The sequence below is a fragment of the Pseudomonas lalucatii genome (genome assembly GCF_018398425.1).
GTDB classification, from domain to species: Bacteria; Pseudomonadota; Gammaproteobacteria; order Pseudomonadales; family Pseudomonadaceae; genus Aquipseudomonas; species Aquipseudomonas lalucatii.
The window spans coordinates 1,456,344-1,481,550 of sequence record NZ_JADPMV010000002.1 but is presented as its reverse complement, the minus strand read 5'-3'; the positions used below and the strand labels follow the sequence as shown (position 1 = coordinate 1,481,550).

Here is a 25,207-nt window from a genome sequence, read left to right as displayed (position 1 = left end):
TGTATCCACAACAACAAAGGAGAACTACCTATGTCTGGTAATCGTGGTGTCGTCTATCTGGGTCAAGGCAAGGTCGAAGTCCAGAAGATCGACTATCCGAAAATGCAGGACCCGCGCGGCAAGAAGATCGAGCACGGCGTGATCCTGCGCGTGGTGTCCACCAACATCTGCGGCTCCGACCAGCACATGGTGCGCGGACGCACCACCGCCCAGGTCGGTCTGGTGCTGGGCCACGAGATCACCGGTGAGGTGATCGAGAAGGGCCGTGACGTCGAGCGCATGCAGATCGGCGACCTGGTCTCGGTACCGTTCAACGTCGCCTGCGGCCGCTGCCGCAGCTGCAAGGAGCAGCACACCGGTGTCTGCCTGACCGTCAACCCGGCCCGCGCCGGCGGTGCCTACGGCTACGTCGACATGGGCGACTGGACCGGTGGCCAGGCCGAATACGTGATGGTGCCCTACGCCGACTTCAACCTGCTCAAGCTGCCGGATCGCGACAAGGCCATGGAGAAGATCCGTGACCTGACCTGCCTGTCCGACATCCTGCCAACCGGTTACCACGGCGCGGTCACCGCCGGCGTCGGCCCGGGCAGCACCGTCTACATCGCCGGCGCCGGTCCGGTCGGCATGGCCGCAGCCGCCTCGGCCCGCCTGCTCGGCGCCGCCGTGGTCATCGTCGGCGACGTCAACCCGGTGCGCCTGGCCCATGCCAAGGCGGTGGGCTTCGAGATCGCCGACCTGTCCCTGGACATTCCGCTGGCCGACCAGATCGCCGCCCTGCTGGGCGAGCCGGAAGTCGACTGCGCGGTCGACTGCGTGGGCTTCGAAGCCCGTGGCCATGGCCACGACGGCGTGCAGCACGAGGCTCCGGCCACCGTGCTCAACTCGCTGATGCAGGTCACCCGCGTGGCCGGCAACATCGGTATCCCGGGCCTGTACGTCACCGACGATCCGGGTGCGGTGGACGCCGCGGCGAAGAAGGGTGCGCTGAGCATCCGCTTCGGCCTGGGCTGGGCCAAGTCGCACAGCTTCCACACCGGCCAGACCCCGGTGATGAAGTACAACCGCCAGCTGATGCAGGCGATCATGTGGGACCGCATCAACATCGCCGAGATCGTCGGCGTCGAAGTGATCAGCCTGGACGACGCGCCGAAGGGCTACCACGAGTTCGATGCCGGCGTGCCGAAGAAATTCGTCATGGACCCGCACAAGCTGTTCGGCGCCGCCTGAGTCCAGGTGCGCTAAGTAAAAAAGGGCGGCCCTCGGGCCGCCCTTTTTCTATCCGGCGAGGCTAATGCCGCAGCCCCTGGGTCGCAGGCTCTAGGCGTCGGCCGGGCGCGCCGTCGCGGCCGCGGCCTCTTCGCGCAAGCGGGCGATGCGCTCGTCCTTCTCGTGCCACAGCTGGCTGACCCAGTCCTGTACCTGGCGGCGAAACTCGCCGTCGTTCTCGTAGTCGCCCTGGTACAGCGCCGGGTCGAGGGGGCGCGTGCGAATGTCGATTATCACCCGCGGCACCTGACCGCTGATCAGCGCCCAGAAACCGGGTATGCCCTGGCCCGGGTAGACCAGGGTGACGTCCAGCACCGCATCCAGCTGTTCACCCAGGGCGGCGAGGACGAAGGCCACGCCGCCGGCCTTGGGCTTCAGCAGGTAGCGGTAGGGCGACTGCTGCTGGGCGTGCTTGGCCGGGGTGAAGCGGGTGCCCTCCAGGTAGTTGACCACGGTCACCGGCAGCTCGCGGAATTTCTCGCAGGCGCGCCTGGTGATGGCCAGGTCCTGGCCCTGGAGCTCGGGATGCCTGGCCAGGAAGGCCTTGGAGTAGCGCTTCATGAAGGGGTAGTCGAGGGCCCAGAAGGCCAGGCCGAGCAGGGGTACCCAGATCAGCTGCTGCTTGAGGAAGAACTTGAAGTAGGGCGTCTTGCGGTTGAACGCCTGCACCAGGGCGGGGATGTCGACCCAGGACTGGTGATTGCTGATCACCAGGTAGGAGGTGTCCTGGCGCAGCGCGCCGCCGCCGCGGATGTCCCACACCGTGGGCAGCAGGCGGGCGAAGATCAGCTTGTTCAGCTCCGCCCAGGTCTCCGCCACCCACATCACCCCGCGCGAACTGGCGGCCTTGAGGCGGCGGCCGGGCAGGACGAACTTGCCGAGGGCGATCAGCAGCAGCGGGCCGATCAGCAGCAAGGTGTTGAGCAGCAGCAGCAGGGTGACGCTCAGGCCGGTCAGCGGGCGGCGCATGGCAACTCCTTGTGGGCGCGGCACGGGGCCGGCCATGATAAGCAGGCCGGTCACGCCCTCCAAGCCGCCGCACCGCAAGGCGGGCGAAAATCCCCTGCGCGGAGCTTGCCTTTCGCGTCTTTGGCTTATGCTTACTCCGGTCATCGGTCCGCGCAGTGGTCATCGCCGTGCTCAAACGCATTCCCGTCACCGAGCTGCTCCAAGGCATGTACATCCATGAGCTGTGCGGCTCCTGGATGGAGCACCCGTTCTGGAAGACCAGGTTCCTGCTCAACAGCGGCAAGGACCTGCAACGCATCCTCGACAGCGGCATCCGCGAGGTGTGGATCGACACCGGCAGGGGCCTGGACCTGTCGAGCGGCAAGACGCTGGAGCAGGCCCAGATCGAGGCCGAAGCGGTATTGCTGGCGGCCGCCCCTGCCGCCCCTGCCGGCGAGGCGCCGCGGGCAGGCGACCAACCCACCCTGGAGGAGGAAATCCAGCGGGCGGCCAAACTGTGCGACAGCTCCAAGCGCGCGGTGATGGCGATGTTCGGCGACGCGCGCATGGGCCGGGCCATCGAGGTCGGCCAGGTGGGCGAGCTGGTGGAGGAGATTTCCGCGTCCATCCTGCGTCAGCCCAATGCGCTGATCAGCCTGGCGCGGCTCAAGCACGCCGACGAGTACACCTACATGCATTCGGTGGCGGTGTGCGGCCTGATGATCGCCCTGGCGCGCCAGCTCGCGCTGCCCGAGGCGCAGGTGCGCGAGGCCGGCATGGCCGGGCTGCTGCATGACATCGGCAAGATGCGCATGCCCGCGGAGGTGCTGAACAAACCGGGCAAGCTGAGCGATAGCGAGTTCGCCACCATGCGCGCTCATCCCGAGGCCGGCGCGCGCCTGCTGAACGACAGCAAGCCGATCAGTGCGGTGGTGTTGGATGTCTGCCTGCACCACCACGAGAAGGTCGACGGCAGCGGCTACCCCCACCGCCTGGCGGGCGAGCAGATCAGCCTGTTCGCGCGCATGGCGGCGGTGTGCGACGTGTACGACGCGATCACCTCGGACCGCCCCTACAAGGCCGGCTGGGAGCCCGCCGAGTCGATCCGCAAGATGGCCGGCTGGAAAGGCCACTTCGACGAGCGGGTGTTCCAGGCCTTCGTCAGGACCATGGGCATCTACCCCACGGGTTCCCTGGTGCGCCTGCAGAGCGGGCGCCTGGGGGTGGTGCTGGAGCAGCACGAACATTCCCTGCTGACGCCTAAGGTCAAGGTGTTCTTCTCGGCCAAGAGCAAGCAGCCGATTCCCCAGGAGGTCATCGACCTGAGCAAGCTGGCCGGTCGCGAGCGCATCATCGGCCGCGAGTCGGCCGCCGACTGGGGCTTTCGCAACCTGGACGAGCTGTGGAGCGGGCTGCCGTCGCGCTGATCGCCACGCCGTAGGCCTAGCCCGCCGGGGCGCCGGTTTTCCGCCAGGGCGCCTGCCGGCCGCGTGCGCAAGCAGCACCCGGCGGTTCGGCCAGGGCTCTGCCGCGGTCTGCTGCGGCAGTCCGGCGTAATTATTGCTTCGTTGTCGGCCTTTGCCGCCGCCGTTGCCGGTCGTGGCCTGGATTCGGGGAGACATCGCTATGACCGGAGTACTCAAGCCGGGCGCTCGCCTGCTGGAGCGTTTCAGCTTCGCGCGCAAGTTCCAGCTGCTGTTCGCGCTGTTCGTCCTGCCGCTGGCCTATGCCTTGTGGGGGATCAGCAGCGACCACCTGGTCCGCCTGGACCTGCTCGACCGCAAGCTCGAGGGCATGCAGGGGGTGCAGGGGCTGGCCACCGTGGAGCGGGCGCTGATCGAGCAGCAGACCCTGTTGTCGCGCTGGAAGGGCACCGATGCCCAGGCCGAGCAGCTGCTGCGGCAACGCGCGAGCGCTCTCGACCAGGCCCTGGAGCAGGCCGCGAGTGCCCTGGCCGCCAGCCGGCCGAGCAGCATGGCGACCAGCCAGCTGGCCGAGCTGCAGGGCGGGCGTCCGCAGCTGACGGCCGAGGTGCTGGGCAAGATGGCGTTACCGGATGCCCTGGCGCGTTACCAAAGCACCCTGATGCAACTGGCCGCGCTGCGCGAGCAGCTGGCTACCGACAGCGGCCTGATCCTCGCCGCGGACCTCGACACGGCCCTGCTCACCGAGCAGCTGACCCTGACCCTGCCGCTCATGCTGGAGCGCCTCGGCAGCTTCGTGGCGCATGGCTATGGCGCGGTGTTGTCGCAGCGCTTCACCCTGCAGAATCGCCTGCTGATCGGCGAGCTGCGCCGCGGCCTGGAGGAGTCCCAGAGCCAGCTGCTCAAGGCGCAGGCCAGCCTGGAGCAGAGTGCCCCCGGGGTGATGGTGGCGCTGCGGGAGCCCTTCGCCCGGGCCCGGAGCGGCCTCGAGCGGTTTCTCGCCGAGGTCGACCGCGACATGTTCGCCGCCAGTCCCATGAGCCTCAGTCCCGAGCAGCTGGTGCAGCGCACCGAGGCCCTGCAGCAGCCCTTGCACGGGCTGCAGCAGGCGCTCTACCAACAGTTCGCCGCGAGTCTGGGCGACTACCGCCGCGACGCGCAGCTGGCCATGGCCCGGATGGTCGGCCTGTTCGCCGGGCTGACCCTGCTGGCGCTCTACGTGCTGCTGTGCCTGAACGCCTCGATCCGCCGCAGCACCGCCGGGATCATCGCCGCCGCCGAGGGGCTGCGCGACGGCGACCTGCGGGTGCAGATGCAGGTGCACGGCGCCGACGACCTGGCCGGCATCGCCCAGGCCCTGAATACCGCGGTGGCGCAGTTGCGCGGCTCGCTGCAGGGGGTCAATCGGGAGAGCGAGCAGCTCGGCGGCACCGTGCAGACGCTCAGCGGCCAGGCGCAGGGCGCCCTGGTGGCGGTGGAGCAGCAGCGCCAGCAGATGAGCCAGATCGCCACCGCCGCCACGCAGATGGCGGCCACCGCGCAGAGCGTGGCGCAGAGCTGCGAGCAGGCGGCGACGGAGGCCGGGCAGACCCGCGAGATCGCCAGCCAGAGCAACCAGCGCAGCCAGCGCACCAGTGCCAGCATGCGCCAGCTGAGCAGTCGCCTGGGCGACAGCGCCACCGCCCTGCAGCAGCTGCGCGAGCAGACCGAGCAGATCACCCGGGTGGTCGACGTGATCAAGGGCATCGCCGAACAGACCAACCTGCTGGCGCTCAACGCGGCCATCGAGGCGGCGCGGGCCGGCGATCAGGGCCGCGGCTTCGCCGTGGTGGCCGACGAGGTGCGCTCGTTGTCGCAGCGCACGCAGAACTCCACCGCGGAGATCGCCCAGACCGTCGCCGACCTGCACAAGGTGGTCGGCCAGTCGGTCGGCCTGATGGAGGAGGCGGTGCGCCAGGCCGAGGGCGACGTCGGCAGCGTGCTGGCCATGGGCGAGGACCTCGACGGCATCGTCCAGTCGGTGCAGCGGGTCAGCGACCGCCTGGCACAGATCGCCACCGCCGCCGAGCAGCAGGCGGCCACCGCCGACGAGGTCAGCGGCAATATCCAGCAGGTCGACCAGGCGACCAGCGCCCTGCTCGACGGCGCCCAGGCGGTCAGCGGTGTCGCCGAGCAGCTGCGCCGCGGCAGCCAGGGGCTGGTGCAGAACACCGGGCGCTTTCGCCTGGAGTGAGCGCGGCGGCGCCCCGGCTTGACGCTCGGGGCGCCGCTGGCGCAGTCTGCCGGCCGACACCGCCGCGCCGCAGGACGCCATATGCCGCACATTCTGATCGTCGAAGACGAGGCCGCGATCGCCGACACCCTGGTCTATGCCCTGCAGGCCGAGGGGTTCGCCACCACCTGGCTGAGCCTGGCCGGCGAGGCGCTGGAGCGTCTGGCCCGCGAGCCCTTCGACCTGCTGATCCTCGATGTCGGTCTGCCGGACATCAGCGGCTTCGAGGCCTGCCGGCGCCTGCGCCGGTTCTCCGAGGTGCCGGTGATCTTCCTCACCGCCCGCGATGGCGAGATCGACCGGGTGGTGGGCCTGGAGATCGGCGCCGACGACTACGTGGTCAAACCCTTCAGCCCGCGCGAGGTCGCCGCCAGGGTCCGGGCCATCCTCAAACGCGTGGCGCCGCGCCCGGCCGAGGCCGCGCCGGTTGCCCACGGCAGCTTCCGGGTCGATACCCGGCGCTACCAGATCCACTACCTCGGCCATCTGCTGGCCCTGACCCGTCACGAGTTCCGCCTGCTGCAGACCCTGCTCGGGCAGCCCGAGCGGGTGTTCAGCCGCGAGCAGCTGCTCGAGGCCCTGGGCGTGGCCCGCGATGTCGGCTACGAGCGGACCATCGACAGCCACATCAAGAGCCTGCGCGCCAAGCTGCGCCAGGTCGCCGCCGCGCGCGAGCCGATCCAGCCCCACCGCGGCCTGGGCTACAGCTGCAGCCCGGAGCGCTGAGATGCCGCTGGGCGTACGCATCTTCCTGGTCTACTTCCTGTTCGTCGGCCTGGCCGGCTGGTTCGTGCTGAGCACGGTGATGGAGGAGATCCGTCCCGGCGTGCGCCAGTCCACCGAGGAGACCCTGGTGGATACCGCCAACCTGCTGGCGGAGATCCTGCGCGACGAGGTCAAGGCCGGCCGCCTGGCCCAGAGCCGCCTGCCGGCGCTGCTCGAGGCCTACGGCCGGCGCCGGCCCGAGGCGCAGATCTGGGGCGTGGAGAAGACCCGGGTCAACCACCGCATCTATGTCACCGACGCCGCCGGCATCGTCCTGCTGGATTCCAGCGGGGACGCGCTGGGGCAGGACTACTCGCGCTGGAACGACGTGTTCCTCACCCTGCGCGGCCAGTACGGCGCCCGCTCCAGCCGCGAGGACCCGAACGACCCGGACTCCTCGGTGATGTACGTGGCGGCGCCGATCAAGGACGGCGAGCGGATCATCGGCGTGGTCTCGGTGGCCAAGCCGAACCGCAGCCTGCAGCCCTATATCGAGCGCTCGCAGCGGCGCCTGGGCTGGCTCGGCGGTGGCCTGATCGGCCTCGGCCTGTTGCTGGGCGCGCTGCTGTCCTGGTGGCTGAGCGGCTCGCTGCGCCGGTTGACCCACTTCGCCCAGGCCGTCAGCGCCGGGCAGCGCGCCGAGCTGCCGCGCCTGCAGGGCGGCGAGCTCAGGCAACTGGCCGAGGCGCTCGAGCGCATGCGCAGCGCGCTGGAGGGCAAGGCCTACGTCGAGCGCTACGTGCATACCCTGACCCACGAGCTGAAGAGCCCGCTGGCGGCCATCCGCGGCGCCGCCGAGCTGCTGGCCGATGACATGACGGCCGAGCAGCGCCGGCGCTTCGTCGGCAATATCGATCAGGAGGCCGGGCGCATGCAGCAGCTGATCGAACGCCTGCTGCAGCTGGCCCAGGTCGAGCAGCGCCAGGGGCTGGAGGAGCAGGTCAGGGTGCCGCTGCGCACAGGATTCGAGGCCTTGCTGGAGCAGCAGGCGGTGCGCATCGAGCGCGGCGGCCTGCGCATCGACAACCGGATGCCCGCCGAGCTGGCGGTGCGCGGCGAGCACTTCCTGCTGCGCCAGGCGCTGGCCAACCTGCTGGACAACGCCCTGGACTTCACCCCGCCGGGAGGGCTGATCCGCTGCAGCGCCGAGGTCCGCGACGGGTGGGTCGAGCTGCGCCTGTTCAACCAGGCCGAGGCCATCCCCGACTACGCCCTGGGGCGGCTGAGCGAACGCTTCTACTCCCTGCCGCGGCCCGGCGGCGGGCGCAAGAGCAGCGGCCTGGGACTGAACTTCGTGACCGAGGTGGCGCAGCTGCACGGCGGCGCGCTGCGCATCGGCAATGTCGAGGGCGGGGTCGAGGCGTTGCTCAGGCTGCCGGAGGCCTGAGCCCGGGCCTCACAGCAGGACCAGGCTGGCCAGGCCGAGAAAGGCGAAGAAGCCGACGATATCGGTCACCGTGGTGAGGATCACGCTGCCGGCCAGGGCCGGGTCGATGCCCATGCGCTCGAGCAGCAGCGGGATGCCCCAGCCCGCCAGGGCCGCGCACAGCAGGTTGATCAGGATGGCGCTGCCGAGCACCGCGCCCAGGCCCCAGTGGCCGAACCAGAGCACGGCCAGCAGGGCGATGACCACGGCCCAGAGCAGGCCGTTGAGGATGGAGATGCCCAGCTCGCGGTTGAGCAGGATGCGCAGGTTGCCCTTCTGCACCTGGCCCAGGGCCAGGCCGCGGATCACCAGGGTCAGGGTCTGGCTGCCGGCGATGCCGCCCATGCTCGCCACGATGGGCATGAGCACGGCCAGCGCCACCAGCTGCTCGAGGGTGGCCTGGAACAGGCCGATCACCCAGGCCGCGCTGAACGCGGTGATCAGGTTGATGCCCAGCCACACCGCGCGGCGCCGCGAGCTGACCAGCACCGGGGCGAAGATGTCGGCTTCGTCGTCGAGACCGGCCATCTGCATCAGGGTGCGCTCGGAGTCTTCGCGCATCAGGTCGGCGACGTCGTCCAGGGTGATGCGGCCGATCACCCGGTTGTCCTCGTCCACCACCGGGGCGGACAGCAGGTCGAGTTCCTTGAAGCGCTGGTCCACCTCGCTGCCGCTGGCCGTGGCGGCGATGCCGACGATGGCGCTGTCGAGCAGCTCGGCCACCGGCCGCTCGAGGTCGGCGGTGACCAGCACGCTGAGGCGCAGCCCGCCCTGGTAGTGGCCCTTGCGGTCGACCACCATCAGCAGGTCGGTCTGCGGCGGCAGGGTCTCCAGCAGGCGCAGGTAGCGCAGCACGGTGCTGACCCTGACGTCGGCGCGGACCTGGATGACGTCGGCGTTCATCAGGCCGCCGGCCGAGTCCTCGGGGTAGGCCAGCATCGACTCCAGCTGGCTGCGCTGGCTGGCGCTGCTGGCGCGCAACAGCTTGGCGCCCAGTTCGCCGGGCAGGGTCTGGATCAGGTCGACCCGGTCGTCGAGCTCGAGGTGGGCGGCCGAGGCGATCAGGTCGTCGAGGTCGAGCTCGAGGGCCAGGGCCACCCGGATCTCATCGTGCAGGTAGATCAGCACCTTACCGGCGCGCTCGGTCTCGACCATGCTCCACACGCTGCGCCGCTCTTCCGGTGGCAGCGCCTCGAGCAGGCCGGCGACCTTGGCCGGGTGCATGCGATGGAGAATCCTGCCGACCCGCTTGAGCTTCTTCAGCCCCAGGGCCTCGCGAATGGCCTCCAGGTGGTTGATTTCGCCCTTGCCGGCGTGCGGCGCCGAGTCTTCGCCGGCGTGCGGCACATCGGCCGAGTCCCCGGCCAGCTCGCGGCGCAACTGGATACTCAGGTGCGGCAGGATGCGGCCCTCGCGCGCCGGATCGATCTGCTGCCACAGCGCCAGGCGCTGCTCGGCCTCGAGTACCTCGAGCATGGCGGCGATCTTCGCCGGGTGCATGCGCCCCAGCAGTTTGCGCGCCCGCTTGTTCTTGCCGGCATCCAGGGCCTGGATGATCTGCTCGCTGTCGCTGCGGGCGTCTTTGGCGTGGCGAGCGTCGGGGTCGGTCGGAGTCATAGTGGCCAGGGTCGCGCGGGAGGATGAGGGTGTTGGCTTCCGGCGCCAGCGGCCCGCCGTCGCGGCGAGCGGGTCGGGCTGCTGTGGGCGTTGCCGGTGCTGGGAGTATGGCTCAGGGACGCGGCGTCCTGGCCGATGCCGTGAGACTACAGAGGTTCCTGTCGGCCAAACAAGGCTTGCTTGCCCGGCGGGGTGATTTCCCCAGGTGCGCCATGGCGCTCGCGCATTGTCGGCCGGCGCGCCGGGATTCGCCGGAGCGGGCCGATGGCCCGAGGGATTTGGCTATTATTGAAGACGCCGCGCCTTATACCTCCTCACTTCCGGGAAGCCTCCTATGAAGACAGTCGCCGAGATCCTCCGCAGCAAGCTGCACGCCGCGGTCTACAGCGTCAGCCCCGAGACCTCGGTGCTCGATGCCGTCAAGCTGATGGCCGAGAAGGGCATAGGCGCCCTGGTGGTGCTGCGCAACGGGCGCCTGGCGGGCATCGTCAGCGAGCGCGATTACGCCCGTAAGGTGGCCCTGCTGGAGCGCTCGGCGTTCTCCGCCCAGGTCAGCGAGATCATGACCGCCGAGGTGATCACCGTCGGCCCCAGCCAGTCGGCCCAGGACTGCATGCAGTTGATGACCGACCGCCACCTGCGTCACCTGCCGGTGATGGCCGAGGGCGAGCTGATCGGCCTGCTGTCGATCGGCGACCTGGTCAAGGAGACCATCGCCGAGCAGGCCAGCCTGATCCAGCAGCTGGAGCAGTACATTCGCGGCGAGTAGGGGCGAGCGGCGCCTGGCGGACGGCAACGTCCCGTCGGGCGCGTCGGCGAATCTCCACACAGTCTCCATCGTAGCCGCATAAAACCACCCCAGGGCCTGGCCAGACTCTCCCCACCTTAGTCATTGCGGAGAGCTGCACCATGAACCGACCCCTGGCCTTCAAGCTGGGCACCATCGCCTTGCTGATCCTGCTGCTGCTGATCCCCCTGTCGATGATCGACGGCCTGGTCGGCGAGCGGCAATACCTGCGCGAGGGGGTGTTGCAGGACATCGCCCGCAGCTCCAGCTACCGCCAGCAGATCACCGGACCTATCCTGGTGTTGCCCTACACCAAGGTGCTGCACGAATGGCAGACCCAGGCCAAGACCGGCGAGCGCTATCTGCAGGAGCGCCGGCTGCGCGGCCGCCTGTACTTCCTGCCGGAGCGCTTCGCGCTCGACGGCGTGGTGGCCACCGAGTCCCGGGCCCGGGGCATCTATGCGGCGTTGCTGTACCGCAGCGACAACCGGTTCAGCGGCGCCTTCAAGCTGCCGGCGCGCCTGGGCCTGGGCGACGACCTGGGCCTGTACCAGTTCGAGCGGCCCTTCCTGGCGGTGGGTATCAGCGATGTGCGCGGCATCGCCAACGACCTGCAGCTGCGCTTCGACGGCGCGACCCTGAGTTTCGCCCCGGGCAGCGGCGACGAGCGCTTCGGCGCCGGCGTGCATGCCCGCCTGCCGGCCCTGGACAGCCAGGGTGGGCAGCTGCTGGAGTTCGCCTTCGAGCTCAAGCTGCAGGGCACCGAGCAGCTCAGCGTGGTGCCGGTAGGTCGCGACAGCCGCGTCTCGCTCGCGGCCGACTGGCCGCACCCGAGTTTCGTCGGCGAGTACCTGCCCAGCGCCCGCGAAGTGACCGCCCAGGGCTTCACGGCGCAGTGGCAGACCAGCTTCTTCGCCACCGACCTGGAGCAGGGCCTGCAGGCGTGCGTGGGCAAGGGCGAATGCAAGGGGCTGCTCGGGCGGAACTTCGGGGTCAGCTTCATCGACCCGGTGGACCAGTACCTGAAGACCGAGCGGGCGATCAAGTACGCGCTGCTGTTCGTCGCCCTGACCTTCGCCGTGTTCTTCCTGTTCGAAGTGCTCAAGCGCCTGGCCGTGCACCCGGTGCAGTACGCCCTGGTCGGCCTGTCTCTGGCGCTGTTCTACCTGCTGTTGCTGTCGCTCTCCGAGCACCTGGGCTTCGCCCTGGCCTATGGCCTCTCGGCCACGGCCTGCGTGGCCCTGAACGCCTTCTACGTCAGCCACGTGCTGCGCAGCCGTCTGCGCGGCGGCGCCTTCGGCGGGCTGCTGGCGGCACTCTACGCCTTGCTCTACGGACTGCTCGGCGCCGAGGACTACGCCCTGCTGATGGGCGCGCTGCTGGTCTTCGGCGTGCTCGGCGGCGTCATGGTGCTGACCCGCGACCTCGACTGGTACGGCGTCGGCAAGGGCGCGGCGAGCACGCCGGCCGGCAGCCGTTGATCCATTTCGGCGCGGCCCTGGTCGCGCCCTGTCGGGAGAGCATGACGATGCGCCTGTTGCTGCAATTCCCCACCTGTTTCGCCCTCGGCCTGCTGGTCGCCGTGCTGCTGGTGCTCGGCCCGATGTTTCTCGGCGAGTTCGGCCTGATCGATGCCCTGCTGCTTAGCGGCAGGCCCCTGGCGCGGCAGGCCCTGGGGCTGCTGCCGGAGCCCTTGCGGGGCGGGCCGGCGAACGCCCCGCAGCTTCGCGCGGTGCAGTCCTTCCCGCAACTGTGCGCGGCCCTGGGCCAGGCCGGCGCGCTGCTGGCGCTGGGCTTCATGCGCCTGTGGTACCGCGCATGAGCGGCCCTGTCGGTCTGCGCGAGGAGGCCCGCGCCGGGCATCTGCTGGCACGGCGCATCGCCCGGCTGTTCAGAACGCCGGCGCCGGCCCGGAGGCTCAGGCCGGAGGAGTGCTCGCCTGCAGCGACGGACGCTGGCTGACTTCGGCGTACCAGGCGGCCAGTTGCGGGCAGCGCTGGCGCCAGGCCAGCTCGGGCTGGCGCAGGTCCAGGTAGCCGAGGGCGCAGGCCACGCCGATGGCGGCGATGTCGAAGCGGCTGCTCAGCTCGGCGATCGCTTCGCGCTCGAAGTGCAGCAGGCTCTGCTCGATCTTCGCCCGCTGGCCGTCCAGCCATTCCGGCCAGCGCTTGTCCGCGGGACGCAGGACGGCCTCGTAGCGCATCAGCACCGCGGCATCGAGGATGGCATCGGCCAGCGCCGCCAGGCTCAGACGGCGCCAGCGGGCGCTGCCGCCGGGCGGAATCAGCGGCTCGCCGACATGCTGCTGGTCGAGGTATTCGAGGATCACCCGGCTGTCGACCAGCACGTTGCCGTCGGCCAGGCGCAGGGCCGGGATCTTGCCGGCCGGGTTCTGCGCGTTGACCGTCGCACTGGGCGCGGTCGGGGTCAGTTGCACTTCCTGCAATGCGACGCGGTCGAGCTGGCCGGTCTCGTGCAGAAGCACCAGGACCTTGCGCACGAAGGGCGAGGTGGCGGAATAGAGCAGGGTCATGCTGGGGCTGGACATGGGCGCTCCTCGATCAAGGGTGCCGGCAGGTTAGCAGTGCGCCGCTGGCAGCACTAGCCGCGTCGCCGCCCCGCGCCGCCGTATTCGACCTTGGTCGTACGCCGCCGCCGCGGCAGTGGCTCTGGGCCCCGGGCGTCGCCGGCGGCGGGCCCCGTGGCGGCGGCACTCGACCAAAGTCTCACAGCCGTTTGCCAGGGGTGCTGCTAAGTTGAAAGTGTCAAAACAACAAAAACTCTCGAGGAGTCCCTCATGTCCGCTAGCAAGCAAGAGGCCGCGACGGCCTACTGGAAGGACAACCTGCGGTTGATGCTGATACTGCTGGCCATCTGGTTCACGGTGTCGTTCGGCTGCGGGATCCTGTTCGTCGAGCAGCTCAACGCCATCCAGTTCTTCGGCTTTCCCCTGGGCTTCTGGTTCGCCCAGCAGGGTTCCATCTACGTGTTCGTGGCGATGATCTTCTTCTACGTGTGGAAGATGAATCAGTACGACCGCAAACACGACGTCCACGAAGACTGAAGGCGCCGAGCATGGATACCCAAACCCTGATCTACCTGTTCGTCGGCGCGACCTTCGCGCTCTATATCGGCATCGCCCTGTGGACCCGTGCCGGTTCCACCAGCGAGTACTACGTCGCCAGCAAGGGCGTGCATCCGGTGCTCAACGGCATGGCCACCGGCGCCGACTGGATGAGCGCGGCGTCCTTCATCTCCATGGCGGGGATCATCTCCTTCGTCGGCCTCGACGGCAGCGTCTACCTGATGGGCTGGACCGGCGGCTACGTGCTCCTGGCCATGTGCCTGGCACCCTACCTGCGCAAGTTCGGCAAGTTCACCGTGCCGGACTTCATCGGCGAGCGCTACTACTCGCAGACCGCGCGGCTGGTGGCGGTGGTGTGCGTGATCTTCATCTCCTTCACCTACGTGGCCGGGCAGATGCGCGGCGTCGGCATCGTCTTCTCCCGTTATCTGGAAGTGGACATCAACACCGGCGTGATCATCGGCATGTGCATCGTGTTCTTCTACTCGGTGCTCGGCGGCATGAAGGGCATCACCTACACCCAGGTGGCGCAGTACTGCGTGATGATCTTCGCCTACATGGTGCCGGCGATTTACATCTCCATGCTGATCACCGGCAACCCGATCCCGCAGCTGGGCTTCGGCAGCGAGGTGGTGGGCACCGGCCAGTCGGTGCTCGAGCGTCTCAACGGCCTGGGCACCGAGTTGGGCTTCGGCACCTACACCGATGGCAGCAAGTCGACCATCGACGTGTTCTTCATCACCATGGCGCTGATGGTCGGCACCGCCGGCCTGCCCCACGTGATCGTGCGCTTCTTCACCACCCCGACCGTGCGCGCGGCCCGTCAGTCCGCCGGTTACGCCCTGCTGTTCATCGCCATCCTCTACACCACCGCGCCGGCCGTGGCGGCCTTCGCCCGCACCAACCTGCTGACCACCATTCCGGGGATCAGCTACGAGGAAGCGCCGCAGTGGATCAGCAACTGGGAGAAATCCGGTCTGATCGCCTGGCTGGACAAGAACGGCGACGGCAAGATCCAGTACGGCCCGGGTGCGCCGTTCGCCGGTGCGCCGACCTTCGCCGAGGAACGCGGCGAGCATGGCCAGCGTCTGGTGAACAACGCACCGACCGAGGCGGCTACCGAGCTGTACGTGGACCGCGACATCATGGTCCTGGCCAACCCGGAAATCGCCAACCTGCCGGGCTGGGTGATCGCCCTGATCGCCGCCGGTGGCCTGGCCGCGGCGCTGTCCACCGCCGCGGGCCTGCTGCTGGTGATCTCCACCTCGATCTCCCACGACCTGCTCAAGAGCAGCATCATGCCCAACATCAGCGAGAAGGGTGAGCTGCTGGCAGCCCGTATCGCCGCCGGTGTGGCGGTGGTGGTGGCCGGTCTGTTCGGCATCTACCCGCCGGCCTTCGTGGCCCAGGTGGTGGCGTTCGCCTTCGGCCTGGCGGCGGCCTCGTTCTTCCCGGCCATCGTCATGGGCATCTTCTCCAAGAAGATGAACAAGGAAGGGGCGATCGCCGGCATGGTGGTGGGTCTGGCCTTCACCTTCAGCTATATCGTCTACTACAAGTTCATCAACCCGACCGCGGGCCCGAACGAGTGGTGGTTCGGTATCTCCCCTGAGGGCATCGGTACCCTGGGCATGATCTTCAACTTCGTCGTGTCGCTGATCGTGTCCAAGGTCACCGCCGCGCCGCCGGAGCATATCCAGCACATCATCGAGGACATCCGCATCCCCCGTGGTGCCGGTGCCGCCATCGACCACTAAGCCAGCGCGCTGGCCCGCAACCCACAACGCCCCGGAAACGGGGCGTTGTCGTTTTCGACGGGGACGCGGCGGGGCGCCGGCGCTGGACGAAAAACGACCGGTGCGCGCGGGGCCGCGCCGGCCCTGGCCTGGGTGCCCGAGGGCACAGCTTATCCACAGGGCGATGCACAGATACTGTGCCTAAGTGCAGGGCTAAGGTGTTGAAATGGCTCAATAAATAGCCAGATCGCGGGAGGCCTTGCGGCGCCTGGGTCGCGCGCCTGTCGCTACAGCTTGTCCACAGCGCTATCCACCGCCGCCGTGGATAACGCTTGGGGTGCCAGTGTCCTGTCCCGAAAATAACTGCTCAATTCGGATGGCGTCCTTTCCCGCCATCCGGCGTTGCCGCTCCTCGCCATAGCCCTGCTATGACTCGTCGCGGCGCCTTGGCTGCCAGAAAAGTTCGCTCACCAGTTCTTGAGCGCATTTCCAGGGCAGGACACGCGCTAGGCGTCGACATGCTCGATGGTCCCCAGTATCTGCCGGGGGCTGGCCAGGGCGGGGGCCATGGTCCAGCGCCGGTACCTGTCGTTGCCGATGCGCAGCATGCCGGTGTGGTTGTTCTTGTCGGCGTCGAGCAGCGGGTCGGGGTCGTAGAAGCCGAGGCTGTAGCGCAGCTGTTCGACCTCCTCCGGGGCGCCGGTGAGGAACAGCCAGCCGGGGCCGATGCGTTGCTGCCGGACGTACTCCGCGAGCACCTCGGGGCTGTCCAGCTCCGGCTGCAGGCTCAGCGAATAGAAAAACACCCGGCGGCCGACGCGCTCGCCCAGCAGCCTGTGCACCTGGCGCAGGTTGGCCGTGGCCGTGGGGCAGATGCCGCTGCAGGCGACGTACATCATGTTGATGGCGACGACCTTGTCGCGCACCAGGTCGTCGTAGAAGCGCACCGTCTTGCCCGTGTGGGTCTGCAGCAGGACATTGGCCAGGCGGCGGTCGCCGGCCCTGGCGCGCCCGCCGGCGTGCAGGCCGAGCGCGGCGACGCCCAGGGCGCCCATGCCCAGCAATAACTCTCTGCGTGTGTTCATCTGACGTTCACCTCGTGGGTGAGGGTTGTGGTCAGGCGCCGATCAGGCGTCTTGGTCGACCTCGACGTCCCAGCGCACCATCATCGCGTGATCCTCGTGGATCACGTTGTGGCAGTGCATGACGTACTTGCCGTGGAAGTCGCGAAAGCGCACCAGCACCTTGACGGTCATGGTCTGGTCGAGCTCGAACACGTCCTTGCGCCCGCGTTCGTGGGGCGGTATCGGTACCTCGACGTCATCCACGCTCTTGCTGAGGATGCGGCCTTCCTCCAGGTGCAGGTGGATGGGGTGGGACCAGCCGCCGGACTCGCCCACCAGCTCCCAGATCTCCGCGCTGCCCTGCTTGATCCGGGCCCTGGGGACATGCCTGTCGAACAGCCGGCCGTTGACCATCCACAGGCCGTTCTTGCGGTCGAACTCCCAGCGTCGCACCTTGAGCCTGGCGAGTTCCTCGGCCGTGGGCAGGTCCGGCAGCGGCCGCAGCGTGGCGGGCACCTGACTGAGGTCCTGCCGTGGCGGGGGGCGGTCGACGATGAACTTCAGCACCCGGGTGCCCGGCGCCCTGACGTCCTTGGGCTTGCGCGTGCTCTCCTGGCGCAGGCGGTTGACCAGGTACAGCTCGGTGCCGATCGGGTAGCGGGCGAAATCCACGACTATGTCGGCGCGCTCGGCCACCGCCAGACGCACCCGGCGCTGGTCGAGCAGCGGCGCCGGCAGCAGGTTGCCGTCGTTGGCGATATAGGTGAAGCGCTGCAGCCTGTCCCGGGTGTCGACCAGGTAGAACTCGTAGAAGCGGCTCGGCCCGGTGTTGAGCAGGCGCAGGCGGTACTTGCGCGCATCGACGCGCAGCACCGGCTCGATCTTGCCGTTGACCGTGACCTTGTCGCCCAGCACGCCCTCGACATGGAACTCGTCCCAGAACAGGTAGCCGTCGGGGTCGAAGCGCTTGTCGCCGAAGGCCAGGGGGTAGTCGTAGGGATGGCTGGGCAGGCGCAGGGCCGTCGCGCTCGGGTCGGCTTCATTGCCCGAGTCGATATGGTCGAACAGCAGGTAGAAGCCCGCCAGGCCGCGGTAGACGTTCGGCGCGGTGAAGTCTTCGGTGTGGTCGTGGAACCAGAGGGTGCCCAGGGCCTCGTTGGGGTCGCCGATGCCGCCGCCGTGCTCGGCTCGCCAGTCGTCATAGCCGGCATAGACGTTGGGGTAGAAGTGGTCCTTGAAGGTGCCTTTGCCGCCGTTGGGGCCGATGTCCTGCAGGGTCGGCCCGGCCTTGTCCTCGCGGTAGTAATCGGCCGGATAGCCGTCGCAGCCGGAGGACATGTGCAGGTTGTGCAGGTGGGTGGAGATCACCGGGCTGCCGAAGCCCATATGGTCTTTCGGCAGCTCGTTGTGGAAACGGCAGACGATGGGGTGCCCGTACTCGGCGAAGATGGTCGACGGCAGGGTCGCGTCGTCGTCATCGCTGACGTAGGTCCAGGCGGTCTGGGCCGGCAGGTCCGGGTGGAAGCGCCAGGGTACGGCCTTGGCCGTCAGCGCGTAGAGCGTCGGCCCTCCCAGGGCGGCGATGATCTCGTCGAAGCGCTGGTGCGGTTCGCGCCCGGCTTCCTTGTCGTCGAACTTCGGCTGCGCCTCGGCCGACGGGTCCAGGGCGTCGGCGGGTGGCACCGGGACTATCGCCCGGGGCAGTTCCTCCAGCCAGGGGCGGGTCGGCGGGCTGGGCGGGAACACCGGTTGCGGCGTGGTGATCCACACGGCGGCGTCGCCGGGACGAGTGTTCAGCAGCAGCGGGGCCGCCATGGCCGTCGCGGACAGCTTGAGGAAGCTGCGCCTGGAAGGGCCTGCGGCCGAGTCGGCGGCAGGCGCGCCGCTACGTTTCTTGCGTTTCCCGTTCATCACGACGCTCCCCCTTCCCGCCAGGCCGCCGACGGAAAGCCTGTAGTTGGACGAATGGAGAACGGCTGTGAAACGAAACAGCGCAGCGGCCCCTCCAGCATGGCGCGTGGGGACAACTAACACGTGCTTGCCATTCAACTAAAGTCAGGAGACTCGCGACTGTCAATTTATCGTCTGTTTTTCGTTGTTGATTGTTATGTTCTCTTAAGTAGTTGTTTTATATGAACAATATTGTTGCTAATAATATCTGGAAGCAGACCGCCGTGCCCTAGTGCGAAAAGCATCTAGTGTCCTGTCCTGGAAATGCGCTCAAGAACTGGTGAGCGAACTTTCCTGGCAGCCAAGGCGCCGCGACGAGTCATAGCAGGGCTATGGCGAGGAGTGGCAACGTCGGATGGCGGGAAAGGGCGCCATCCGAATCGAGCAGTTATTTTCGGGACAGGCCACTAGGCCGGCGCGGCGGAGGAGGGCTGGCTAGAGCGACTGCACCCGATGCCGCCGTCGCCAGCTCCGCAGCCGCTGCTGCAGGACCGGCAGGCTGTCCAGCTGCTGGCGGCGCGCCTGGCTGAGCAGGATCAGCGCCAGCTCGGCGGTGACCAGGGCGTCGGCGCTGGCGTGGTGGCGCTGCTGTGCCTGCAGGCCGAAGTGGCGCGCCCAGTCGTCCAGGCCACCACGGGCAACCTTGGCCTGGGGGCAGAGCAGCGGCGCCAGCTCGGCGACGTCGAAGAACCGATGGTGCAGGCGCTGGCCCAGGTGCTGCTTGAGGGCGCGGCCGAGCATGCGCTGATCGAAGGCGGCGTGGAAGGCCAGCAAGGGGCTGCTGCCGACGAACTCCATGAAGTCCAGCAGGGCCTCGGCCGGCTCGCTGCCGGCGGCGATGCTGCTGGGCGTCAGGCCGTGGATCAGCACGCTGGCGCCCAATGGCCGGTCGCAGCACAGGGTGCGTTCGAACTGCTGGGCCAGGTCGATGGCGCCGTGTTCGATCACCACCGCGCCGATCGACAGGACCCGGTCGCGGCGCATATCCAGGCCGCTGGTCTCCAGGTCCAGCACCACCAGGCGTTGCTCGGCCAGCGGCCGTTCGTCCAGCGGCGCCGGCGGCGCCAGGCGGGCGCGGCGATCCAGCTGGGCTTCGCGCAGGGCCGGGCCGCGGCCGGTCAGCCAGGCGAACTGGGTCACAGCTGGTAGCGCAGCGCCAGGCTGCCCTGCAGGCGCTGGGCCTGGCGGAAGGACTCGCGCAGGATGCGCCGGTCCAGGTGGTTGAGGCTGTCCGGGTCGAGGCGGTTGGAGTAGGGCTGGTGGGCGCGGGCCTGCAGCTGGTGCTGCTGCATGCGGGTCTGCTGGATGAAGTGGTAGGCCTCCTCGAAGGCGGCGCCGTCGAGGGGCTCTATGACCTTCTTGGCGATCAGCTCGCGCAGCCGCTCCAGGGTATTGCAGGTCTCGATGCCGTGGGCCAGGGCGAGCAGCCGGGCGCCGTCGACGAAGGGCGTCAGGCCCTGCACCTTGAGGTCCAGGGTGTCCTTCTCGGCGCCCTTGCGGGCCACCACGAAGTCGCGGAAGCGCCCCACCGGCGGGCGCTGGCGCAGGGCGTTCTCGGCCATCATGCGCTGGAACAGGCTGTGCCCGTGGATGCGCCGCAGCAGTTCCTCGCGGACCCGCTCGCAGCCCTCCGGAGGCCCCCAGACCACGCGCATGTCGAAGTAGATGCTCGAGGCCAGCAGGTTCTCCGGCGTCGCCTCGTCGATGAAGCCGGCGAAGCGCCGGCTCCACTCCTGACGCGACAGGCACAGCTCGGGGTTGCCGGCCATGATGTTGCCCTTGCACAGGGTGAAGCCGCACTGCGCCAGGCGCTGGTTGATTTCGCCGGCCAGCGGCAGCAGGCGCCGGCGCATCTCGGCGGCCGCGGTCTTGTCCGCGGCCTCGAACAGGATGCCGTTGTCCTGGTCGGTGTGCAGGGTCTGTTCGCGGCGTCCCTCGCTGCCGAAGCACAGCCAGGTGAAGGGCACGCCGGGGTCGCCCAGGTCCTCGATCGTCAGCTCGATCACCCGGCACACCGTATGGTCGTTGAGCAGGGTGATGATATGGGTGATCTGGGTCGAGCTGGCGCCGTGGGCGAGCATGCGGTCGACCAGCTGGCGGATGTCGCCGCGCAGGGCACTCAGGGTCTCGATCCGTCCGGCATGGCGGATGGTGCGCGCCAGGTGCACCAGGTCGACCCGCTGCAGGGAGAACAGGTCGCGCTCGGAGACCACGCCGCAGAGCTTCTCGTGCTCCACCAGGCAGACGTGGGCGATGTGCCGCTCGGTCATGGCGATGGCGGCGTCGAAGGCGCTGGCATCCGGCGGCAGGTGGAAGGGCCGGAGCGTCATCAGGCGCTCGATCGGCTGCTCCAGCGACTCGCCGTCGGCGATCACCCGGCGCAGGTCGCGCAGGGTGAAGATGCCCTGGGACCTGTGTTCCGGGTCGACGATGACGATGCTGCCGACGTGCTGCTCGTGCATCAGCTTGACCGCCTCGCGCAGCGGCGTACCGGGGGCGCAGGCGATCGGCTGGCGCATGGCCAGCTCGCCCAGGCGGGTGTCCAGGGAGTACTGCGCGCCGAGGGTCTCCACCGCCCGCAGTTGCACCTGCTGGTTGACCTGGTCGAGCAGGCTGCTGACCCCGCGCAGGGCGAAGTCGCGCAGCGGGTTGGACACGCCGAACAGCTTGATGAAGGCCGCCTTGCCCAGCAGCAGGCAGAAGGTGTCTTCGGCGGCCAGGTGCTCGGTACGGGTGGCGCGCTCGCCGATCAGTGCGGCCAGGGGGAAGCACTCGCCGCTGCTGATCTCGAAGGTGGTCTCCGTGCCGCGCCGCGCCGAGTGCGGCCGCTCGCCGTGGACCCGGCCCTGCTTGACGATGTAGAAGTGTTCGACCGGGCCGTCGGCCGGCTTGATGATGGTCTCGCCCTCGCCGTAGAAGCGCAGCTGGCAATGCTCCACCAGGTAGGCCAGGTGGGCCGTGTCCATCTGGTTGAAGGGCGGGAACTTCTGCAGGAACTCCATGGTGCCGTGGATGTTCTGCATCACCGCGGCCTTGCCCGCCTGGGCGAAGGCGTCCGCTTTGCTCATGGGCGGTCTCGACTGTTCACTGGGGGGCTATGGTCGACCGCAGGGGGGCGGCTGCCCATTGGACCTAAGTCTAGAGCATAAAAAAACCGCCCCGGAGGGCGGTTCCTTGGCGCAGCAGGTGCAGGTTACAGGCCGTTCTTCGCCTTGAACTCGCGGCGACGGCGGTGCAGCACCGGTTCGGTGTAGCCGTTGGGCTGCTTGGCGCCTTCGACCACCAGTTCCAGGGCGGCCTGGAAGGCGATGTTGCTGTCGAAGTCCGGCGCCATCGGCCGGTACAGCGGGTCATGGGCGTTCTGCCGGTCGACCACCGGGGCCATGCGCTTGAGGCTCTCGACGATCTGCGCCTCGCTGGCGATGCCGTGGCGCAGCCAGTTGGCCAGCAGCTGGCTGGAGATGCGCAGGGTGGCGCGGTCCTCCATCAGGCCGACGTCGTGGATGTCCGGCACCTTGGAGCAGCCGACGCCCTGGTCGATCCAGCGCACCACGTAGCCGAGGATGCCCTGGGCGTTGTTGTCCAGTTCGTTCTGGATCTCCTCGGCGGACCAGTTGGTGTCGGCCGCCAGGGGGATGCTCAGGATGTCGTCGACCGAAGCCGGTGTGCGCTGGGCCAGTTCGGCCTGGCGGGCGAACACGTCGACCTGGTGGTAGTGCAGGGCGTGCAGGGTGGCGGCGGTCGGCGAGGGTACCCAGGCGGTGTTGGCGCCGGACAGCGGATGGGCGACCTTCTGCTCGAGCATGGCGGCCATCAGGTCGGGCATGGCCCACATGCCCTTGCCGATCTGCGCGCGGCCCTGCAGGCCGCAGGCCAGGCCGACGTCGACGTTGTTGTTCTCGTAGGCGCCGATCCACTTCTCGCCCTTCATCGCCGCCTTGCGCACCATGGCGCCGGCCTCCATGGAGGTGTGGATCTCGTCGCCGGTGCGGTCGAGGAAACCGGTGTTGATGAACACCACGCGCTCGCGGGCGGCCTGGATGCAGGCCTTGAGGTTGACCGTGGTGCGCCGCTCCTCGTCCATGATGCCGACCTTGAGGGTGTGGCGCGGCAGGCCGAGGACGTCCTCGACGCGGCCGAACAGCTCGTCGGTGAAGGCGACCTCTTCCGGGCCGTGCATCTTCGGCTTGACGATGTACACGCTGCCGGTGCGGGTGTTGTGGCGGCTGGTGTTGCCGTTGAGGTTGTGGATGGCGATCAGGCTGGTGACCAGGCCGTCCATCATGCCTTCCGGCACCTCGAAGCCCTGGCCGTCGACGATGGCGTCGATGGTCATCAGGTGACCGACGTTGCGCACGAACAGCAGGCTGCGACCGTGCAGGGTCAGCTCGCCGCCGTCCGGCTGGGTGTAGACGCGGTCCGGGTTCATGGTGCGGGTGAAGGTCTGGCCACCCTTGGACACCTGCTCCGTCAGGTCGCCCTTCATCAGGCCCAGCCAGTTGCGGTAGACCACCACCTTGTCATCGGCATCGACCGCGGCGACCGAGTCCTCGCAGTCCATGATGGTGGTCAGGGCGGCCTCCATCAGCACGTCCTTGACCCCGGCGGCATCGGTGCTGCCGATCGGGCTGCTGGCGTCGATCTGGATCTCGAAGTGCAGGCCGTGGTGCTTGAGCAGGATGGCGAAGGGGGCGTGGGCGTCGCCCTGGAAACCGACCAGCTGGGTGTCGTCGCGCAGGCCGCTGTTGCTGCCGCCCTTGAGGCTGACCAGCAGGCGGCCGCCCTCGATGCGGTAGCCGCTGGCGTCGGCGTGGGAGCCGGCGCCCAGGGGCGCGGCCTGGTCGAGGAAGGCACGGGCGAAGGCGATGACCTTGTCGCCGCGGACCTTGTTGTAGCCCTTGCCCTTCTCGGCGCCGCCTTCCTCGCTGATCGCGTCGGTGCCGTACAGCGCGTCGTACAGCGAGCCCCAGCGGGCATTGGAGGCGTTCAGGGCGAAGCGCGCGTTCATCACCGGCACCACCAGCTGCGGGCCGGCCAGGCGGGCGATTTCCTCGTCGACGTTCTGCGTGCCGACCCGGAAGTCGGCCGGCTGCGGCTGCAGGTAGCCGATCTCCTCGAGGAAGGCCTTGTAGGCCGCGGCATCGTGGGCCTGGCCGGCGCGGGCCTGGTGCCAGGCGTCGATCTGCGCCTGGATCTGATCGCGCTTGGCCAGCAGGGCACGGTTCTTCGGTGCCAGCTCGTTGATCACGGTCTCGACACCGCTCCAGAACCTGTCGGCGGCGATGCCGGTTCCAGGGATGGCTTCGTTGTTCACGAAGTCGAACAGCACTTTGGCGACCTGCAGGCCACCGACTTGAACGCGTTCAGTCATCACTTGCCTCACTCTGCTCAGCTCTTCAGCTCTACTCAATAGCCGCTTGGAACCTGGGGTTGACGTCTTGTAGTCCGTGGCGCGGCATACTACATCAAGATATTCGGAAAATCAGCGGGTGCGCGTCGCTCCGCGACCGTAAAGTGCTTTGCAGTCACGTATGGGCTGTTTTGTTCTCAGGATCTGTAATTATTGTTTCATAAAAATAATGGAACGGTACACGGCTAATTGTCGGCGTCGCCCTCGCGTGGCCGCGGCCTATACTGCGGGCTCCATCATCCGGAGTCTAACGATGCCCATAACGGCGGCCACCACGGCAGATCTCGACGAACTGGCAGGACTGTTCGCCGCCTATCTGCAGTTCTATGAGGTGGACAGGCCGCTGCCGCAGGTGCGCCGCTTTCTCGCCGAGCGCCTGGCGCGGGGCGATTCGGCGCTGCTGCTGGGACGCGATCCGGCCGGGCAGGCGCAGGGGTTCGTCCAGCTCTATCCGTTCATCGCCTCCCTGGCACTGCGGCCGGCCTGGCTGCTGAGCGATCTCTATGTGGCACCGGCGGCACGCCGGCGCGGCCTCGGCGAGGCGCTGATGAATGCCGCCCGTGCCCATGCCGAGGCGTCCGGAGCCTGCGGCTTGCAACTGGAGACGGCGAAGGACAATCTGGAGGGACAGGCGCTGTACGAGCGCCTGGGCTATGTGCGCGACGACATGTTCTATACCTACTGGCTAGGCCTGCCCGAGCACGGCGGCCGCTGACGACGAGGGGCTTTCCATGGATCATCTGGTACTTACAGTCATCGCCCAGGACCAACCGGGCCTGGTCGAGCGGGTCGCCCAATGCGTGGCCAACCACGGCGGCAACTGGCTGGAGAGCCGCATGTCGCGCATGGCCGGGCAGTTTGCCGGGATACTGCGCGTCGCCGTGCCTGCCGAGGCCCGTGCCGCGCTGGTCGGCGAACTGCAGGGGCTCTCGGCCCAGGGCATTCGCGTGCTGCTGGCGGAGAGCGGCAGCGAGCCGTCGAGCGGCTGGAAGCCCATCCACCTCGACCTGGTCGGCAACGACCGGCCGGGCATCATCCGCGACATCACCAGCCTGCTCACCGGGCAGGGGGTCAATCTGGAGAGCCTGATCACCGAGGTCATGCCGGCGCCCATGAGCAGCGAGCCGCTGTTCCATGCCGAGGCGCTGCTGGCGGTGCCGCAGGGCCTGGCGCTGGAGGTGCTGCAGGCCAAGCTGGAGACCCTCGCCGACGACCTGATGGTCGAACTCAACCTGCGCAGCGAGGGCTAGCCGACGCCGGCGTGCGATATCCACGGCCCCAGTGCGTATCGCTGTGGATAAGCTGGGGAGTGCCGGCGCCGCCGCTAGTGCCTCGAGGCGCGCCGCGAATCGATCAAAAAATCAGCAAATTCAACGGCTTGTTCACAAAGGCCGGGGATCGTTCTGTGGATAAGCACGGGATGACTGGCGCGACCCCAGGCGCGCCGCGGGGTG

General features: G+C 68.4%; 20 protein-coding genes. 12 read left to right on the top strand and 8 right to left on the bottom strand.

Annotation, left to right across the window (positions count from 1 at the left end; all coding sequences use genetic code 11):
- The first annotated feature begins 30 nt into the window (after positions 1-30).
- Complete coding sequence (fdhA, locus tag I0D00_RS20480) at positions 31-1,230, top strand: formaldehyde dehydrogenase, glutathione-independent (RefSeq protein ID WP_213641614.1); 1,200 nt, start codon at positions 31-33, stop codon at positions 1,228-1,230.
- A 90-nt stretch (positions 1,231-1,320) separates the two neighbouring features.
- Here fdhA and I0D00_RS20475 read toward each other — a convergent pair whose 3' ends face one another.
- Positions 1,321-2,238, bottom strand: a complete 918-nt coding sequence (locus I0D00_RS20475; protein ID WP_213641613.1) for an acyltransferase — start codon at positions 2,236-2,238, stop codon at positions 1,321-1,323.
- 167 nt (positions 2,239-2,405) lie between these two features.
- On the opposite strand from I0D00_RS20475, the gene I0D00_RS20470 reads away from it, so the two are divergent.
- From I0D00_RS20470 to creC, 4 genes are all read left to right on the top strand, one after another.
- Positions 2,406-3,644: a cyclic di-GMP phosphodiesterase gene (locus I0D00_RS20470; protein WP_213641612.1), complete on the top strand. Its 1,239-nt coding sequence runs from the start codon at positions 2,406-2,408 to the stop codon at positions 3,642-3,644.
- Between the two features lie 199 nt (positions 3,645-3,843).
- Positions 3,844-5,874, top strand: a complete 2,031-nt coding sequence (locus I0D00_RS20465; RefSeq protein ID WP_213641611.1) for a methyl-accepting chemotaxis protein — start codon at positions 3,844-3,846, stop codon at positions 5,872-5,874.
- Positions 5,875-5,955: 81 nt separating this feature from the next.
- Positions 5,956-6,639 (top strand): two-component system response regulator CreB, encoded by a 684-nt coding sequence (gene creB, locus I0D00_RS20460; protein ID WP_213641610.1) that lies wholly within the window; start codon positions 5,956-5,958, stop codon positions 6,637-6,639.
- 1 nt (position 6,640) lies between these two features.
- Positions 6,641-8,065 (top strand): two-component system sensor histidine kinase CreC, encoded by a 1,425-nt coding sequence (creC, locus tag I0D00_RS20455; RefSeq protein WP_213641609.1) that lies wholly within the window; start codon positions 6,641-6,643, stop codon positions 8,063-8,065.
- A gap of 9 nt (positions 8,066-8,074) precedes the next feature.
- On the opposite strand, the gene mgtE is transcribed toward creC, so the two are convergent.
- On the bottom strand, positions 8,075-9,721 hold the full coding sequence (mgtE, locus tag I0D00_RS20450) for a magnesium transporter (protein ID WP_213641608.1): 1,647 nt from the start codon (positions 9,719-9,721) through the stop codon (positions 8,075-8,077).
- 334 nt (positions 9,722-10,055) lie between these two features.
- Here mgtE and I0D00_RS20445 point away from each other — a divergent pair, with 334 nt between their 5' ends.
- From I0D00_RS20445 to I0D00_RS20435, 3 genes are all read left to right on the top strand, one after another.
- Positions 10,056-10,490, top strand: coding sequence for a CBS domain-containing protein (locus I0D00_RS20445; protein ID WP_213641607.1), 435 nt, complete (start codon positions 10,056-10,058; stop codon positions 10,488-10,490).
- A 140-nt stretch (positions 10,491-10,630) separates the two neighbouring features.
- On the top strand, positions 10,631-11,989 hold the full coding sequence (gene creD / locus I0D00_RS20440) for a cell envelope integrity protein CreD (protein ID WP_213641606.1): 1,359 nt from the start codon (positions 10,631-10,633) through the stop codon (positions 11,987-11,989).
- Positions 11,990-12,036: 47 nt separating this feature from the next.
- Positions 12,037-12,330: a hypothetical protein gene (locus tag I0D00_RS20435; protein ID WP_213641605.1), complete on the top strand. Its 294-nt coding sequence runs from the start codon at positions 12,037-12,039 to the stop codon at positions 12,328-12,330.
- Positions 12,331-12,426: 96 nt separating this feature from the next.
- On the opposite strand, the gene I0D00_RS20430 is transcribed toward I0D00_RS20435, so the two are convergent.
- Positions 12,427-13,056 (bottom strand): glutathione S-transferase, encoded by a 630-nt coding sequence (locus I0D00_RS20430; protein ID WP_213641604.1) that lies wholly within the window; start codon positions 13,054-13,056, stop codon positions 12,427-12,429.
- Between the two features lie 249 nt (positions 13,057-13,305).
- Here I0D00_RS20430 and I0D00_RS20425 point away from each other — a divergent pair, with 249 nt between their 5' ends.
- Complete coding sequence (locus I0D00_RS20425; RefSeq protein ID WP_213641603.1) at positions 13,306-13,572, top strand: DUF4212 domain-containing protein; 267 nt, start codon at positions 13,306-13,308, stop codon at positions 13,570-13,572.
- An 11-nt stretch (positions 13,573-13,583) separates the two neighbouring features.
- Positions 13,584-15,350, top strand: coding sequence for a sodium:solute symporter family protein (locus I0D00_RS20420; RefSeq protein WP_213641602.1), 1,767 nt, complete (start codon positions 13,584-13,586; stop codon positions 15,348-15,350).
- A 485-nt stretch (positions 15,351-15,835) separates the two neighbouring features.
- Here I0D00_RS20420 and I0D00_RS20415 read toward each other — a convergent pair whose 3' ends face one another.
- The 5 genes from I0D00_RS20415 to I0D00_RS20395 form a co-directional block, all read right to left on the bottom strand.
- Complete coding sequence (locus tag I0D00_RS20415; protein WP_213641601.1) at positions 15,836-16,414, bottom strand: SCO family protein; 579 nt, start codon at positions 16,412-16,414, stop codon at positions 15,836-15,838.
- 42 nt (positions 16,415-16,456) lie between these two features.
- Positions 16,457-18,304: a multicopper oxidase family protein gene (locus I0D00_RS20410; RefSeq protein WP_213641600.1), complete on the bottom strand. Its 1,848-nt coding sequence runs from the start codon at positions 18,302-18,304 to the stop codon at positions 16,457-16,459.
- A gap of 474 nt (positions 18,305-18,778) precedes the next feature.
- The gene (locus I0D00_RS20405; protein ID WP_213641599.1) at positions 18,779-19,483 is read right to left on the bottom strand and encodes a 3'-5' exonuclease; all 705 of its coding nucleotides are present in this window, start codon (positions 19,481-19,483) and stop codon (positions 18,779-18,781) included.
- Positions 19,480-21,411: a putative nucleotidyltransferase substrate binding domain-containing protein gene (locus tag I0D00_RS20400; RefSeq protein WP_213641598.1), complete on the bottom strand. Its 1,932-nt coding sequence runs from the start codon at positions 21,409-21,411 to the stop codon at positions 19,480-19,482. Before I0D00_RS20400 ends, I0D00_RS20405 begins: the two co-directional genes overlap by 4 nt.
- 125 nt (positions 21,412-21,536) lie before the next feature.
- Positions 21,537-23,714: a malate synthase G gene (locus I0D00_RS20395; protein ID WP_213641597.1), complete on the bottom strand. Its 2,178-nt coding sequence runs from the start codon at positions 23,712-23,714 to the stop codon at positions 21,537-21,539.
- 292 nt (positions 23,715-24,006) lie between these two features.
- On the opposite strand from I0D00_RS20395, the gene I0D00_RS20390 reads away from it, so the two are divergent.
- The gene (locus I0D00_RS20390; RefSeq protein ID WP_213641596.1) at positions 24,007-24,468 is read left to right on the top strand and encodes a GNAT family N-acetyltransferase; all 462 of its coding nucleotides are present in this window, start codon (positions 24,007-24,009) and stop codon (positions 24,466-24,468) included.
- Positions 24,469-24,484: 16 nt separating this feature from the next.
- A complete protein-coding gene (locus tag I0D00_RS20385) occupies positions 24,485-25,003 on the top strand; it encodes a glycine cleavage system transcriptional repressor (RefSeq protein WP_213641595.1) in 519 nt (172 codons plus the stop codon).
- Positions 25,004-25,207: the final 204 nt, after the last annotated feature.